This is a genomic window from Kitasatospora sp. NRRL B-11411, from assembly GCF_000721345.1.
Lineage (GTDB): Bacteria > Actinomycetota > Actinomycetes > Streptomycetales > Streptomycetaceae > Kitasatospora > Kitasatospora cineracea.
This window is the reverse complement of the sequence record NZ_JOGH01000037.1, coordinates 1-15806: the sequence shown is the minus strand read 5'-3', so window position 1 is coordinate 15806 and position 15806 is coordinate 1. Positions and strand designations below refer to the sequence as shown.

13 protein-coding genes are annotated in these 15806 nt (G+C 73.4%); 9 read left to right on the top strand and 4 right to left on the bottom strand.

Annotation, left to right across the window (positions count from 1 at the left end; genetic code table 11):
• Window positions 1-232 precede the first annotated feature (232 nt).
• Genes IH44_RS42890 through IH44_RS0118685 form a run of 3 tightly spaced genes read left to right on the top strand, consistent with a single transcriptional unit; the run spans window position 233 to window position 3686 of the window.
• Window positions 233-850 (top strand): TetR/AcrR family transcriptional regulator, encoded by a 618-nt coding sequence (locus tag IH44_RS42890; protein WP_051817050.1) that lies wholly within the window; start codon window positions 233-235, stop codon window positions 848-850.
• Complete coding sequence (locus tag IH44_RS0118690) at window positions 847-2205, top strand: MFS transporter (protein ID WP_030460748.1); 1359 nt, start codon at window positions 847-849, stop codon at window positions 2203-2205. Before IH44_RS42890 ends, IH44_RS0118690 begins: the two co-directional genes overlap by 4 nt.
• Complete coding sequence (locus IH44_RS0118685; protein WP_030460747.1) at window positions 2202-3686, top strand: aspartate aminotransferase family protein; 1485 nt, start codon at window positions 2202-2204, stop codon at window positions 3684-3686. Before IH44_RS0118690 ends, IH44_RS0118685 begins: the two co-directional genes overlap by 4 nt.
• On the opposite strand, the gene IH44_RS0118680 is transcribed toward IH44_RS0118685, so the two are convergent.
• Window positions 3683-4456, bottom strand: coding sequence for a TetR/AcrR family transcriptional regulator (locus tag IH44_RS0118680; RefSeq protein ID WP_051817049.1), 774 nt, complete (start codon window positions 4454-4456; stop codon window positions 3683-3685). The genes IH44_RS0118685 and IH44_RS0118680 overlap by 4 nt on opposite strands.
• Before the next feature lie 128 nt (window positions 4457-4584).
• Between IH44_RS0118680 and IH44_RS0118675 the strand changes: the two genes are divergently transcribed.
• Window positions 4585-6141: an MFS transporter gene (locus IH44_RS0118675; protein WP_030460745.1), complete on the top strand. Its 1557-nt coding sequence runs from the start codon at window positions 4585-4587 to the stop codon at window positions 6139-6141.
• Window positions 6142-6165: 24 nt separating this feature from the next.
• On the opposite strand, the gene IH44_RS0118670 is transcribed toward IH44_RS0118675, so the two are convergent.
• The 3 genes from IH44_RS0118670 to IH44_RS44325 form a co-directional block, all read right to left on the bottom strand.
• Complete coding sequence (locus tag IH44_RS0118670) at window positions 6166-6669, bottom strand: hypothetical protein (protein ID WP_030460744.1); 504 nt, start codon at window positions 6667-6669, stop codon at window positions 6166-6168.
• Between the two features lie 339 nt (window positions 6670-7008).
• Window positions 7009-9984, bottom strand: coding sequence for a hypothetical protein (locus tag IH44_RS0118665; RefSeq protein WP_030460743.1), 2976 nt, complete (start codon window positions 9982-9984; stop codon window positions 7009-7011).
• 29 nt (window positions 9985-10013) lie between these two features.
• Window positions 10014-10550, bottom strand: coding sequence for a DUF2690 domain-containing protein (locus IH44_RS44325; protein ID WP_157852385.1), 537 nt, complete (start codon window positions 10548-10550; stop codon window positions 10014-10016).
• Between the two features lie 625 nt (window positions 10551-11175).
• Here IH44_RS44325 and IH44_RS41170 point away from each other — a divergent pair.
• The 5 genes from IH44_RS41170 (at window position 11176) to IH44_RS0118635 (ending at window position 15628) form a co-directional block, all read left to right on the top strand.
• On the top strand, window positions 11176-11505 hold the full coding sequence (locus IH44_RS41170; protein ID WP_157852383.1) for a type VII secretion target: 330 nt from the start codon (window positions 11176-11178) through the stop codon (window positions 11503-11505).
• A gap of 2 nt (window positions 11506-11507) precedes the next feature.
• Window positions 11508-13271: an alpha/beta hydrolase gene (locus IH44_RS0118650; RefSeq protein WP_051817047.1), complete on the top strand. Its 1764-nt coding sequence runs from the start codon at window positions 11508-11510 to the stop codon at window positions 13269-13271.
• Complete coding sequence (locus IH44_RS0118645) at window positions 13268-13765, top strand: hypothetical protein (RefSeq protein WP_030460740.1); 498 nt, start codon at window positions 13268-13270, stop codon at window positions 13763-13765. The genes IH44_RS0118650 and IH44_RS0118645 overlap by 4 nt, the downstream gene beginning before the upstream one ends.
• 83 nt (window positions 13766-13848) lie before the next feature.
• Entirely contained in the window at window positions 13849-14430 is a 582-nt protein-coding gene (locus tag IH44_RS0118640; RefSeq protein WP_030460739.1) for a hypothetical protein, read from the top strand.
• A 283-nt stretch (window positions 14431-14713) separates the two neighbouring features.
• Entirely contained in the window at window positions 14714-15628 is a 915-nt protein-coding gene (locus IH44_RS0118635; RefSeq protein ID WP_030460738.1) for an ABC transporter substrate-binding protein, read from the top strand.
• Window positions 15629-15806: the final 178 nt, after the last annotated feature.

Genomic DNA, 15806 nt, shown 5'->3' with positions numbered 1-15806 from the left:
CTCCCCGTCCGGGCCCCGCCGCACTGCGCGGCGGGGCCCGTCGGCGTTCGCGGGCCCGTCGGCGTTCGCTGGCCCGTCGACGGTCGCGGACCCGTCGGCGGTCGCGGGCCCGTCGGCGGTCGCGGGCCTGTCGGCGTTCTCAGGTGATGGGTTCGAACCGCTGCGGATGTCACGCAACTGTCATCAATCAAACAGTTGATTGATGACAAGCGGCGCGCGTACGCTCCCCGCCATGACCGAGCCATCGGCGCCGGGTGCGGCGCAGAACCAGGCCGAGCTGAGCCGGGAGCGGATCGTCGCGGCGGCGACCGCGCTGTTCGCGGAGCGCGGGTACGACGGGACGACCACCCGGATGATCGCCGGGGCCGCGGGGTTGAACGTGGCCACGGTCGCGTACCACGTGGGCGGGAAGGCCGACCTGTACCGCGAGGTGATGCGGCGGGCGCACGAGGCGGAGCGGGCGGCGGTGGCCGGGGCGCTGCGGGAGTTCGGGGCGCGGGCGGGGGCGGACCCGGCGGGGGCGGCGGTCGGGTTCGCGGACCGGTACCTGGACTTCTGCCTGGAGCGGCCGGACGTCCCCGCGCTGTGGATGCGGCGCTGGCTGGCGGACGCCGCCGAGTTCGCCGGGCTGGAGGAGGAGTACACCCGCCCGCTGCTGGAGTCGGTGCGCGACGCGCTGGCCGCCGCGCTGCCGGAAGTCCCGCCGGAGCGCGCCGAGTTGGCGGTGTGGACGGTGCTGTGGACGGTGCACGGCTTCTGCCGGTCGATGATCCGCGCCCAGGTGCCGCGGTTCCGGGAGCACCTGCACGGACTGGTGCTGCGCGAGCTGGGGATCGGGGGCGGGCGGTGAGCGGCGGGGAGATCGGAAGACGGCAGCTGGCCGGGTACGCGATCGGCTCGGTCGGGACGGGCATCCACTCGACCGTCCCCGGCCTGCTGCTGCTGTACTTCATGACCGACGCGCTGGGCGTGCCCGCCGGGGTCGCGGGCCTGGTGGTGGCGCTGCCCAAGGCGTGGGACGCGCTGTTCAACCCGACCGTCGGCGCGGCCAGCGACCGGGAGGCGCTGCGCACCGGCCGCCGCACCCGGATCCTGCTGGCCGGGGCGCTGGCGCTGCCCGTCGCGTTCGCCGCGATGTTCCTCTCGCCGCTGACCGGTTCCGGCGCCGCCGCCTGGGTCGCGGTCACCTTCGTGCTCGCCTCCAGCGCGTTCGCGCTGTTCCAGGTCCCGTACGTGGCGCTGCCCGCGGAGATGTCGGACCGGCCCGAGGTGCGCACCCGGATCATGGTGTGGCGGATCGTCTGCCTGACCGTCGGCATCCTGGTCGCGGGCGGGCTCGCCCCGGCCGTGGTGTCGCTGGCCGGGGACGGGCGGCGCGGGTACGCGGTGATGGGCGCCGTGGTCGCCGTCCTGCTGCTGGCGACGCTGCTGGTGCCGGCGCTGGGCGCCCGCCGGGTGCCCGCCCGGCCCGGGCCGGAGCCGCTGGGGCTGCGGGCCGCGTTGCGCACCGCGCGCGGGAACCGGGCGTTCTTCGCGCTGCTGGGCGCGTTCGTGCTGCAGGCCGCCGCGGTGGCGATCATGCTGGCGGCCGCCCCGTACACCGCCACGTACTGGCTGGGCGGCTACGGGCTGACCTCGGTGCTGTTCGTCTGCCTGGTCGCGCCGAGCGCGGTCGCCGTCCCGCTGTGGGGCCGGGCCGCCGCCCGGTGGGGGCGGCTGCGCTGCCTGACCGCGGCGACCGCGCTGTTCGTGCTGGCCTCGGCCGCGCTGTGGCCGGCCGCCGGGGCGGGCGCGGTGCGCGTCGGCGCGGTGCTGGCGCTGTGCGCGGTGCTGGGCGTGGCGTACGCGGCGCTGCAGGTGCTGCCGCTGTCGCTGCTGCCGGACACCGTGCACGCGGACGCGGCGCGCACCGGGCGGCTGCAGTCCGGGGCGTTCACCGGGCTGTGGACGGCCGGGGAGACGGCGGGCCTGGCCGCCGGTCCGGGGCTGTTCTCGCTGGCGCTGGCCGCCGCCGGGTTCGCCTCCTCCACCACCGACCACCCGGTCGCGCAGACCCCGGCCGCCCGGGCGGGCGTGCTGCTCGGCTTCAGCCTCGTCCCGGCGCTGCTGATGCTGGCCTCGCTGCCCGCCCTGCGCGCGTACGGGCGCCGCCGCGCGGCCGCCCCCGCCGTTGTCGTCGACTCGCTTGCTGGAGAGGTTTCATGACGGACCGTCAGTTCGGGCTCCCGGATTCCGGGCGCCCCGCCGAGGAGCTGCTCGCCGAGCTGCGCGCGCTCACCGCCGCCGACCTGCCCACCCGGGGCGGGCGCACCACCGCGTACACCTACGACGCCGGGCGGCCCGGGGTGCGGGCCGCCGCGGAGGGCGCGTACCTGGCCATGCTGGAGGTCAACGGGCTGGACCCGACGGCCTTCCCGAGCATCGTCGCGCTGGAGCGGCAGGTGGTCGGCGCGGTCGCCGCCCGGCTCGGCGGGGACGAGCGCACCCCCGGCATCTTCACCAGCGGCGGCACCGAGTCGATCCTGCTCGCGGTCAAGGCCGCCCGGGACGCCCGGCCGGAGGTCGCCGAGCCGGAGATCGTGGTGCCCGCGACGGCGCACGCCGCGTTCTTCAAGGCCGGGGCGTACCTGAGGGTGAAGGTCGTCGCGGTGCCGGTCGACCCGGAGACCTTCCGGGCCGTCCCCGAGGCGATGGCCGCGGCCTGCACCGAACGGACGGTGCTGGTGGTGGCCTCCGCGCCCTCGTACGCGCACGGCGTGGTCGACCCGGTCGCGGCGATCGCCGCGGCGGCGGCCGAGCGCGGGCTGCCCTGCCACGTGGACGCCTGCGTGGGCGGCTGGCTGCTGCCCTGGCTGGCCGAGGCCGGGGCCGAGGTGCCGCCGTTCGACCTGTCGGTGCCCGGCGTCACCTCGCTCTCCTGCGACCTGCACAAGTTCGGGTACGCGCCCAAGGGGGCGTCGGTGCTGCTCTTCCGCGACCAGGCGCTGCGGCTGGCCGCGTACTTCGCCTGCGCGCAGTGGCCCGGCTACCCGGTGGTCAACTCCACCGTGCAGAGCAGCAAGGGCGCCGGCCCGCTGGCCGGCGCCTGGGCCACCCTGCAGGCCCTCGGAGCGGACGGCTACCGGGAGTTGGGACGCGCGGCGCTGGACGCGACCCGGCGGCTGGTCGCGGGCGTCGGCGCGATCGACGGGCTGCGGGTGCTCGGCACGCCGGACGCCACGCTGGTGGCGATCGGCACCGATCCCGCCCCGGGCGAACACCCGCTGGACCTCTGGGAGTTGGCGGACGAGTCGCGCGGGCGCGGCTTCTTCCTGCAGCCGCAGCTGAGCGTCGACGGGCTGCCCGCCAGCCTGCACGTCACGCTCACCGGCGTCAGCGGGGAGGGCGTCGACGGGCTGCTCGCGGTGCTGCGCGACAGCGTCGCCGCGGTCCGCGCCCGCGGGCCGGTCGCCCCGCCCGCCGAGCTCCTCGCCCTGCTCGGGCAGCTCGACTTCACCACCCTGGACGACGCGTCCTTCGCCGCCCTGCTCCCGGCGGCCGGCCTCGACCTCTCCCCCGGCGCCGGCACCCGGATGGCGGGCGTCAACCGCCTGCTCGACGGCCTGCCCCCGCAGCTGCGCGACCGGCTCGCCACCCGCTTCCTGTCGGCGCTGTACAGCCCGTACCTGGACGCGCCGGGCGGCTAGCGGGGCTCCCGGCCGGGCGTCTGACGGGGTGTCGGGAGCAGGGTGGCGAGGCCGTCGGCGAGGCGGTGCAGGCCGAACTCGAAGCGGGCGTCCATGTCCGGGTCGGTGAGGTCGGCGGCGAGGGCGACCAGGTTGGGGTGGGTCTCGGCGGGCAGGGTGCGGAAGACCTCCCCGGCGGCGTGGGCGACCTCGCCGCGGGTGGCGCCGGCCGCCTCGGCGGCGGAGAGCGGGGACTGCTCCTGCAGGACGAAGCCCTGCACGTAGGCGGAGAGCAGGTAGGAGGCCATCGCGGCGTCGGCGTCGGTGAAGCCGGCGCCGCGCAGCCGGTCGAGCTGGTCCTCCAGCACGGCCAGGATGTGCGGGCCGGTGGCGAGGCGGCCGGCCACGATCCGGGCGGCGTCGCGGGTGGCGAGCAGCAGGGCGCGGTAGCGGCGGCCGTACTCGAGGTACTGGGCGCGCCAGTCGCCGGTGCGGGGCGGGATTTCGGCGCCCGCGACGAGCGCGTCGTTGAGCAGGTCGAGGAGTTCCTCCTTGTTGCGGACGTGCCAGTAGAGCGAGGCGGCCTTCACCCCGACCTCGGCGGCGACCTTGCGCATGGAGAGGCCGGCCAGGCCGTCGCGGGCGAGGACCCGCAGCGCGGCGGCGGCGATGCACGCGCGGGTGAGGGCGCGGGCCGGGGCGTCCGGCACGGGGGCGTCCGGCAGGGCGGCGTCCGGCGGGGTGGCGGGGTTCGGCGTGGCGGTGTCCGACGTGGCGGGGTTCGGGGCCACGGGTGCTCCTCGGGGTGGCGGCGGGCACGGTTCGCGCTTGCAATCTAACACCGTTAGGGCGATGCTGAGTGCGCAATCGCGCCCCCTAACACCGTTAGGGGGTACTCGGCGTGCCCGGAGGGGGATCGGTGGAGACAGCGGGAAACGGCAAGGACGCCCGGCGCAAGCGGCAGGCGCTCGCCACGCTCTGCGTCACGATGTTCATGGCGATGCTGGACAACGTCATCGTCAACATCGCCCTCCCCCGGATCGGCCGGGACCTGGACGCGGGCATCAGCGGCCTGCAGTGGGTCGCCGAGGGCTACAGCCTGGTGTACGCGGCGCTGCTGCTGACCGGCGGCACGCTCGGCGACCGGTACGGCCGCACCCGGGTGTTCCGGCTCGGGCTGGCGCTGTTCACGCTCGGCTCGGCCGCGGCCGCGCTCGCGGGCGGCACCGGGGCGCTGGTCGCCGCCCGGATGCTGCAGGGCGTCGGGGCGGCGCTGCTGACGCCGGGCAGCCTGGCGATCCTGCGGGAGGTGTTCACCGACGAGCGGGAACGGGCCCGGGCGATCGGCCTGTGGTCGGGCGTCTCGGCGCTCGGCCTGTCGGTCGGGCCGGTGGTCGGCGGCCCGATGGTGGACGCGTTCGGCTGGGCCAGCGTGTTCTGGATCAACGTCCCGGTCGGGGCGGTCGGCCTGCTGCTGGCCCACCGGGTGCTGCCGGAGATCGCCCCGCGCGAACGGCGGATCGACCTGCCCGGCCTGCTGCTCTCCGCCGGCGGACTGGGCGCGCTGGTGTACGCCCTGGTCGAGGGCCCGGGCCGGGGCTGGACGGACACCCGGGTGCTGGGCTGCGGGGCCGCCGCGGCCGTCCTGCTGGCGCTCTTCGCCGCGGTCGAACTGCGGTCCGCCGAACCGATGGTGGAGCTGCGGCTGTTCCGCGACCGGGTGCTGGCGGGGGCGCTGCTGAGCGGGCTGATGGTGAGCTTCGGGATGTTCGGCGCGATGTTCTTCCTGCCGCTGATGCTGCAGGGCGTGATGCGCTGGACGCCGACCGCCGCCGGGTACGCGGGGCTGCCGCTGAGCGGCGTGATCATGTTCGCCGCGCCGCTGTCCGGCCGCCTGACCACCCGTCACGGGGTCCGCCCGCCCCTGGTGCTGGGCATCGCCCTGTGCGCGGTCGGCCTCGGCGGACTGTCGCTGTACCCGGCGCAGGCGCACTACTGGTCGTACGCCTGGACGCTGGTGCTGCTCGGCTTCGGCATGGGCCTGACCTTCACCCCGGTGTCGATCGCGGTGCTCGGCCGGGTCGCCCCGGCGCAGACCGGGATGGCCTCCGCGACCATCAACACGCTGCGCGAACTCGGCGGCGTGCTCGGCATCGCCGTCCTCGGCGCCGTCCTGACCGCCCGGCTGACCGGCAGCCTCACCACCGCCCTGCACCGCCTGGGCCTGCCCGCCGACGGCGCCGCACACGCCGTCGCCGCCCTCACCGGCCGCGCCGCCGCCACCGGCGCCTCCCCCGCCCCCGCTCCCGTCCGGGCCGCCGTCGACGCCTCGTTCGTCGACGCCCTGCACCTCGCCCTGCGCTGCGGCTCCGCGACCCTCGCCGTCACCGCCGCCCTGGTCGCCGTCCTGCTGCGCCCCGCCCCCGCCGCCGCCCCGGCCCCCGACCGGGCCCCGGCGCTGACCGGGGCGGCCTGACCGGACGGACGCTTCGAGCAGGCGTCACTTCCGGCCGGTGCCGATCAGGTAGACCGTGCGGTTGTCCCCGCCGGGCGACGGGTCGGCGTTCTCCTGGAGCAGGAGGGCGACCGGGCCGGACTGCCGCAGCGGGCTGTCCACCGCGGCGCCCTTCGCCGTCTCGAAGGCACTGTGCAGGCGCGGCAGCATGCCCCGCACCCAGTCCGCGGAGGCGGCCGGATCGGCGCCGGGGTAGTCGAGTCGAGCGCAGTCCGCGAGGAATTCGGCCGCCCCGGGAGCGCTGAAGGCCGCCGTGCAACCGGCCAGTTCGAGGTCACCGCCCTCGGTCCAGGTCGCGCTGATGCTGAGGGCGGAGCCGTCGGCGGTGCGGCGGCCGGTCCGGTGCCAGACCGCGGGCCGGCCGGGGAAGTCGACCTTCGCCCGTTCCTCCATCGTCACGCCCCAGGTGGCGGCGAGCCGTTGCAGGTACGCCTCCCCGCTGTACCCGGCCTCGACCGCCACGGCCACCGGGCCCTGCCTGCCGGCCACGGGCGCCGGCTCGGTGGGCCAGTCCGACGGGTTGAACGGTTTCGCGGCTGCCGAGCCGGATGCCGCGGGCTCCGGGGCCGCCGGCGACCCACTGACCGGCCCCTCCCCCGGGAGCAGGGAGGCGCTTCCGGTCGGAGCATCGTGGTGGGACGGGGCCGAGCACCCTGCCAGAACGGCAAGGAGCGCGACGGCCGGAACGGAACGCCGTACGGCACCGGCGAGACTCATGCTGTGCTCCCGTGATCGTGATCGCGAGGGTCGCGGGGGGCGGTCGGCACCTCCCGGGCCCGGGGCCGCCCGGGTCGGCCCGAAGGCCGACCCGGGCGAGGTGATGGTATGTCAGTACTTCCAGCAGGCGGCGGTCGTGGACTTGGCCGTCACCGGTACAAAGGCGATCGCGTCGAAGGCGATGTCCTCATTGGTGGTGTAGTTGGTCTCGGACACGTTGTCGGCCTGAATGTTGGCGCCGGCCCACAGCTGCACCGTGCCCATGTCCCACCAGGTGTTGGCACCGTTGTTGTGGGTCTGTGCGAGGCGGCAGGTGCGGCTGGGCTCCCCAGCGGAGTTGGCGCCCGGGTTGACGGTGTACGGCACAATGCCCTGGGCGCCGTGGTCGGGCAAGTGGATGTAGATGTTGAAGCGCTCTCCCGGCTCGTTCGACTTCGGCAGTTGGTCCGGATCGATCGCCCAAGTCGCGGTCACCTTGTGAAACAGGTTGCTGTTGGCGTCCGAGTAGCCGTGAGTGAACCAGAAGTGGCCGTCGTAGCCGCCACCGATCTGGTGTACGTCGATCGTCGAGATGTCACCGGTCGCCCGGACGCTGCCGTCCTCGCGGGTGTGCACGACGTTGTCGCCGAGCCGCAACGTGAACTTGCCCTTCGGGGGGAGGCGGCTCTCCTCGCAGCCGAACACGTTGTGGTCGGGATTGGGCAGGTCGTCGATGACGATGGTGCTGAGGGTGCCCGGCGCCGTGTTGCAGGGCGGCTGTGGGTACTTGCGGTTCAGCGGCGGTTCCCCGCTGCCCAGCGCGAAGGCCAGGTTCTCGGTGGACGCCGTGGTGTCGGTGTCGGTGAACCAGCTGACCGAACCGTGCCACCAACAGGAGCTGTCCTCGGCCGGGCACGGATCCGGGGTCTGGTTGGGCTTGCACGCGTTGTCTGAGCCGCAGAACAGGAAGCGGTTGGTGCTCAGGTTGAGCACGGTGCTCTGCAGCGGCGCCATCGGGAAGTACGGCTTCACGTAGGACGGGGCCGCGTTGTACGTCAGCTGCGGGGTCTCCGCCCAGCCCAGCACCTTCTCCTGGTAGGTCCAGTTGCCGGGCGTCCGCGCGTCGTCGTAGGTGGCACGCAGGAAGGGCTTGCGGTCAGCCGGGTAGCGGGGGTTGGCCGGGTTGTTGAACCAGCCGACGCCGACGTGGCCGCCGTTGAGCGAGGAGTCGGTGTACACGCCGCTGTTGTAGCCCCACAGCGCCATGTACCAGTTCTCGATGTGGTTCGAGGCGCCGCTGTTGACGTTCATGTTGATCGACTTCAGCTGGTTCCAGCTCTGGGACAGGATCTGGGCGCCGGCTGCGATGTTTGCCGCGTAGTCGGTGGCGATGGCGTACGCCTCGGGCGACGAGTAGGTGGAGCCGCCGCTGGACGACGACATGCCCGCGGTGACCTGGGCGATGCCGTAGCCGCAGTCGCCGCGGCCGTAGAGCGGGTACGTGTGGATGTTGTCGCTGTTGCCGAAGTAGTCGCCCAGCGTGGGGTTTCCGGCGTCACCCGGCATCGCGTGCCAGGACGCCTGCTTCAGGTTCGACTCCTGCGCCACGATGCCCAGCATCACCTGTGCCGGGATGGTCCCACCCCCGGCCAGCGCGACCCGCGGGAACATGCCCTGGGGGGTGTAGGCCGGCTGCCCGGTGGCCAAGTAGTCAGCCGGGCGGGAGACCGTCAACTGGCCGTGCACGGCTTGGTCGACGGCCCACTCGACCATGTTGGTGCTCGGCTGCAGGGCCTGCGCGTCGACGGCGTTGCGCGGCACGATGCAGTTCGAGTAGTGGGTGTTGGGGTTCGGGTCCTCCAGTTGGACGCCGGTGGTCCGCAGGAAGTCGCGCTCCTTGGTGCCGTCGATCAACGGTTCCTGGTCGTCGTTGCCCGTGGTGGCCGTCGCGGTGGTCGCCGCCGCCAGTCGGGTGGTCCCGGTGGCGCCGGTGGCGGTGGCCAGGGCGGTGACCTCGATCCGGCCGGCTTCGGAGTCGTCGGCGACCGGGCCGACCTTCGAGATCACGCCCTTGAGCTGGGTCGAGGCCGCTGCGGTGGTCAGCAGCCGGCCTGACCGGGAGGCAGCGACGGGCTTGACCGGGGCAACGGCCTTCTCCAGGCCCGGGGCTCCGGCGGTGTCGATGCCGTCGACCGCGCCCGCGACCAGGTCTCCGCCGCCCGCCTGCGGGAACAGGCCGAGCGACCCGAGCGGGGCGGTGCCGAGCTTCCTCATCGACTTGCCGTCCCAGCGGTGCACAACGTCCTTGTCGTCCTGCACCAGGGCCAGGTCGATTGCTCCGCCGGAGGACTGCGCCAACCCGAAGACCTGGCCCGACAGGGCTGCCAGGGTGGTCGGGCGCTCCTTGCCGTTCAGCTTCACCAGGTGCCCGTTCAGGACGCCCAGGTCCTTGCCGTCGGCAGCGGGCAGCGGGTTGGTGAACTGGCCGTCCACGGTGGTGGTGCGGAGCACCTTGCCGGTGGCGGCGGCCACGTCGTAGACGGTGGTGTCGCCCTTGCCGTTGTCGCCGACGCCGCTGCGGGTGAACACCACGTCGTCGGTGCTGCCGCACCCCGGAGAGAAGTAGGCCAGTTCGACCCCGGTGACGGCCTTGGTCACCCGGCCGGTGGCCAGGTCCACCACAGCGCCGAACGCGTCCTTGCCCATCATGGCGGGCTTGTTGGTGACCATCGACGGCGCGTAGACCGCGGCCGCGTAGCGCCCGGAGCCGGTGGTGCACACGTACCCGGTCCACAGGCCGATGCCGCTGAGCGCGTCCTCGCCGAGCAGCGCCACTTCCTTGTACGCGAACGCCGAGGACTCGTCGGCCCGCAGGATGTGGAAGCCTGCGGTGTCGCCGGTGCCGATCACCGAGACGTCCGAGCCGTTGCGCCAGTTGCGACCGAGGCTGTCGTCGGGCTTCGCGAACAACTGGCCCGGAGCCCGGTCCGAGACCGGTGCCGCCGCTGCGGCGAAACCGGTGGTCGGCAGCAGACTCGCGGCGAGCGCGGCGACTGCGGCCCAGGCGTAGGTGGACGACCGCCTGCCGGTCGACCCGTTCCGCTTCATGTGGACTTCCCCTCTCCTTGTCCCGCCGTTCAGTGCCATTGGGTGCACTGCCCCGCGTGCGTGCTCGCCCCACCGGTGTCCGGGAGTGGGTCGAAATTACTTCCCATATCCGTGTAGCAGGCCTTCACGGAATTCAGCGAGCTCACCATCGGCGTGGCGGCACCCACGTTCTCCCAGGTGACAAAAGAATTCTTGACCTGCTCGACACCACCGAGCTGCGGCACGTAGAAAACGCCGCCGTAAATCGGAACGGTGATCGAGGTGGGATCGACCTGGACGTGCGCCCAGTAGGACTCGCAGAGCCAGGAGTAGACGAGCTTCATATTGATCGAGGTGGAGAACGTCTTCTCTTCGATGACAATGATGTCGTTTGCGCAGTTCGTGTTCACCGGGGACTTGCCGTCGCAGTCCGACTGCCAGCAGTACCCTTCCTCCGCCGCGGCCGGGACCGCCGACGCCACCAGTCCCGCAGGTGCCACCAAGGCGAACAGGGCGGCAGCGACCGCCCTCCACCTCGCCACCGGACGCGGGCCCAGCACCCTCCGTCGCGCCATCGGATATCGCACGTGCATCCTCCCCAAAATCGGCCACCCTCTCGGAAAACGGATCCGGGCCGTCGAAACGGGGATCGACGCAGACGCGGAAGGCCAGAGGCGCCCGAAAACCCGACGGGATTCCCCGGCCTCTTCGCAACGCACGCCCCACCCATCCGTAAAGGAAAGGGCAACGACCCCGCCGCCCCCTCCCGAACGATCACTCGCCCCCGACCCGCCGACGGATCCTCCCGATACACACCGCCGAGTGTCAAGCACAAGTTCCGGCACCACCCACATCTATTTCACTCATAAATATCGCATGCGATGAATGTCGGACATGACGGAACGCCGCCAAAATGCCCACGTATCCTCCACAATCACCGCACGGGTTCCGGCCGCCCCGGCCGGAACCCTCCGGCCCCGCCCGCCTCCGTCGGCACTCCACGGGGACGCCCCACCGCCCTCCGGGCCGGGTCGCAGCGTCCAGCAGCCCACCATCACCCGATCGGGTAATGGAACAACAAAGGCACTGCCAAGTGCAGAAATTGCGGGAAGAGCACCAACTGGTGGTGAACGGCTGGGTCTTCGGGCCTCCGGTTCGCTAGCATGGCGCGCTCAAGTGGTCGGACCGACACCGGTGGTGGGGGATGGCGTGTTGAGTGTGGGCCCGGGCGGCAGCGGCGGTAGCGGCGGCGGATTCCAGGTGGAGCCCGGCGAGTTGGACGGGGCGGGGCAGACCGCGGGGAACGTCGCCGAGCAGGTGCCGCCGAGCACTTCGCAGGTGCTCGGGGCCTCGGACGACGCCGAGGCCGGGCTGCGCGGCTGGACCACCGGCAGTGAGTTGAACTCCTGCACGGACGAGTGGAAGCGGCTGCTGGACAGCCTCTCCGCCGAGATGGACCGGCAGGGCGGCAACCTGCGGCAGACCGCCGCGAACTACCGGCGCGCCGAGCAGGACGTGGCGACCGGACTGGCGGGGCGGTGACCATGGACATCCCCACGCTCCGCGACGCGGACCCGAACCGGCTGTTCACCGCCGCCGACGCGTACGCCTCGCTGGCCGCCGCGTTCTCCGGCCACGCCGACACCTGGCGGGACGGGGTGGACGGCCGGGTGCGCAACTCCGGCTGGCGCGGCACCGCCGCGGACAGCGCCCAGCAGTCGCTGGCCCGGACCACCGGCAAACTGACCGCCGCGCACCTGGAGTTGGCGCGGATCGCGCCCGTCCTGCGGGAGGGCGCGGAGGCGTTCCTGCTGGCCCGCTCCAAGCTCCGGGCCGCGCTCGCCGACGCCGACGCGGGCGGCTTCACCGTCTCGGACGACGGCGGGATCTCCTGGCCGCCGCCGAGCGCCGCCGAACGCCACGACCCCGACGCCCCCGACCGCTCCCGGCAGGGCACCGAGCTGCGCGACCGGATCGCCGACGCGCTCTCCGAGGCCGCGCACGCCGACCAGGTCACCGCGCAGCGCCTGCGCCAGTACACCAACGACGCCCGGACCGGCGCCGGCCTGGACCCGGGCACCGCCGCGATGCGCCTGAACAGCGCCGTGCTGGACGCGCTCAACCCGTTCGGCGGCGACGAGGACCTGGTCCGCGCGGGCATGCCCGGCAAGGACGCCCCGCCGACCGAGGTCAACGCCTGGTGGAAGTCGCTGCCGCCGGACGAGCAGCAGCGCCTGATCCAGAAGTATCCGGCCGAGCTCGGCAACCGCGACGGCATGCCGACCCCGGCCCGCGACCAGGCCAACCGGATCAACCTGGACCGGATGGTCGCCGACCTGTCCTCCCGTCAGGACCTCTCCGACTGGGACAAGAAGAAGCTGGAGGGCTTCAAGGCCATCCAGGGCCGGCTCCGCGACGACCAGGGCAAGCAGCCGCCCGCCTACCTGATGGTGATCGGCGACCAGGGCCAGGGCCGGGCCGCCATCGCGTACGGCAACCCGGACACCGCGGACGACGTGGTGGCGTACGTGCCGGGCCTGAACACCGAGGTCAAGAACATGGCGGGCGGCGACGCCAACCGGGCCCGCGACCTGTGGCAGGCCGCGCACGACACCGACCCGAGCCGCTCCACCGCCTCGATCGCCTGGCTCGGCTACGACACCCCGCAGGTCAAGGGCATCAGCGCGGACATGTTCGCGGTGGCCGGCGAGGACCGGGCCAAGCAGGGCGGCGAGGCGTACCAGGGCTTCCTGCAGGGCCTGCGCGCCTCGCACGAGGGCCAGCCCGCGCACCTGACCGCGCTGGGCCACTCGTACGGCTCGTTCACCGTCGGGCAGGCCGCGCAGCGCCCCGGCGGCATCCCCGCGGACGACATCGTGCTGGTCGGCTCGCCCGGCACCGGCGCGCAGCAGGCCGGGCAGCTGGGCGTCGGCGCCGACCACGTGTGGGTGGGCGCGGCCGAGCACGACCCGGTCTCGCACCTGCCCAGCCACAGCGAGGCGAAGGGCATCGGCATCGGCGCGGGCATCGGCGGGGTGCTGGCCGGCCCGCTGGGCGCGGTGGCCGGCGGGTTCATCGGCGACAAGATCGCCGGGCACGACGACCCGCACGAGCTGTGGTTCGGCCAGGACCCGGCGAGCAGCGAGTTCGGGGCGCACCGCTTCGACGTCGCGGACGGCCCGCTGGGCTTCGAGTCGCACTCGGACTACTGGAACCAGGGCGACGGCCGGGACGGGCACTCGCTGCGCAACATGGGCTTGATCGTCTCCGGCCACGGCGACCGGGTGTCCGGACAGGAGTACCGATGAACGACGACCTGGCGCGCGAGCTGCTCGCCGCGCGGTCCGCGGTGGACGAGCTGCTGGACTCCGCTCCCCCCGCGCTCACCCCGCCCGCGGTCTGGGCGGACGGCCCGTACGTCGCGGTCGCCCACGAGCACGCCTTCACCCGCGAGCCGGACGGCACCGCGCACCTGGAGAAGCGGCGCTACCTGCTGACCCGGGTGGCCGAGCACCGCTACCCCGAACTGCTCGCCCAGCTGGGCCGGGCCTGGCGGGAGCGCGGCTGGACGGTCGACGGCGAGGACGACCCGGTGCTGCCGCTGCTGCGGGCGAAGTCCGGGCACGGGACGGCCGAGTTCCGGATCGGCTTCGCGGGCAACGGCACGCTGCTGGCCCGGGTCGACGGGCTGACCGCGCCGGACACCTCGTACCCGTTCGGCGGCGACAGCACGGTGCCGATCGGGCCGGACGGGGCGATGGACACCATGCCCCGGCGGCAGGACCCGTTCTGGTCGGTCTAGGGTCGGGGACAGGGCGGGGCGGGCCGGTCCGGACGGGCCGGAGGGATCGTACGGGCCGGAATCGGTGGGGAGCGGGAGGTCGGATGAGGCTGCGGGTGGCGGGTGCCGTCGCGGTGCTGGTGCTGGGCCTGGGCGCGGCGGGCTGCGGGTCGTCCGGCGGTGGCGGGGCGGCGGGCGGCTCGGGCCGCACGGTGGTGGCGCTGGACACCGCCAGGGCCCGGCTCCAGGAGCTGGTGGCCGGGACCACCGGGGCGCTCAGCCCCGCGGTGCGGTACGCCGACGACGCGTTCCGGGCGGTGCCGCACGAGAACGCGGCCCGCGGCAACGACGGCACCGCGCAGCTGACGCTCCGCCGGTACGTGCTGACCCGGATCTCGGACGCCAACCGGTCCCGGCTGCTGGACCAGGTCGAGGCGTACTGGAAGGGCCGCGGCTACACCCTGAACGAGGGCGGTTCGGCGGACGAGATCAGCGCCGCCGCCCCCGACGGCACCGGGGTGACCGTCACCATCGGCGTGCCCGGCAACGTGACGGTGGTGGCGGACGCCTGGGTCCAGGACCCGCGCACCACCGCCCCGTTCGGGCCCGCCCCGAGCCCGCTGCCCACCGCGAAGGACGGCGGCCCCGACACCATGCCGTCCTTCGAGGACCCGGCCTGGTCCTGACCCCGCGCACCCCCCGTGCTGGGGCCGCGGTGGGGCGGCGGCGGGACGAAACGGGGCCGATGGGTGCTGATCGGGCGTCAAACCGGGGTTGACGGAGAGTAGTTGGCGGTCGGCGTTGGGCTGTCGTGACCATGCTGGCTATAGTCGGAACGATCTAGCCGGAACGGCGGCCGGCCGAGGGGTCTTCCTCGGTATTGCCATGCCGCGTTCCGCGGCCATGCCGCCGTGCCGTCCGTCGTCCCTGGGCTTGTCGTGTTCCGCGTCGACCACGGGGAGAGACGACATGGCTCAGTGGAACCGGCGGGGGCGCGCCGCGCTCGCCGCCGTGATGGGCGGGACGCTGCTGTTGAGCGGCTGCGGCATCGCCGGGATCGGCGACGACCCGCACAGACCCGCGGACCTGCGCGCGCTGCTGCCCGAACGGGTGCGCAAGGCCGGGGTGGTGACCGTCGGCGCCTCGTTCACGGCCGCGCCGGTGGTGTACCGCAACGACCGCAACGAACCGGACGGGCTGGACCCGCACCTGGCGCAGAAGCTGGGCGCGCTGCTCGGGGTCCGGATGGAGTTCCAGGACGTCGGGCCGTTCGCCAACGTGCTGCCCGGGCTGCTCGACCACAAGTACGACATCGCCATGTCCGGGATCACCGACACCCGCGAGCGCGAGCAGGGCGTCGACAAGGACGGCAAGCAGGTCAACCCCGGCGTGGACTTCGTCGACTACTTCATGGCCGGCATCGGCATCGCCGTCGACAAGGGCAACCCGCAGAACATCCACGAGATCGACGACCTGTGCGGGCACACCGTCACGGTCAAGAAGGGCACCACCCACGCCGACCTGGTGAGCCGGCAGAAGACGGTCTGCGACCACAACAACAAGCCGCTGACCGTCATGGAGACCGACAGCGACGGCGCCGCCGTCGACAACCTGAAGGGCCGCGCGGACGCCTTCGTCACCGACTACCCGAAGGTCACGTACGCCGCGCAGACCGTCGACAACGGCAACACCCTGCAGGTCGGCGGCCCGCAGCTGCAGCCCCGCCCGTTCGGCATCGCGCTGCGCAAGGACGACCAGCAGCTGCGCGACGTCCTGATGCGGGCGATGAACCGGCTGATCACCGACGGCAGTTACGACCAGGTGCTGAACGACCACCAGCTGCAGGTCGGCGCGATCCAGAACGCGGTCACCAACGGGCCGTGAGCCCCCTGGCGGTTCCCGCGGGTGCGGCTTCAGGCGTTCAGGCTTCGGGCTTCGGGCTTCGGGCTTCAGGCTTCAGGCTTCAGGCGGTCCTACGTTGTTGGTGGGTTGGACGGGCCGTCGTAAGGTCCAGAGATCCAGAGGCGCCGGGTATGGCTTTCAGGCGGTTGCACGCGATGGC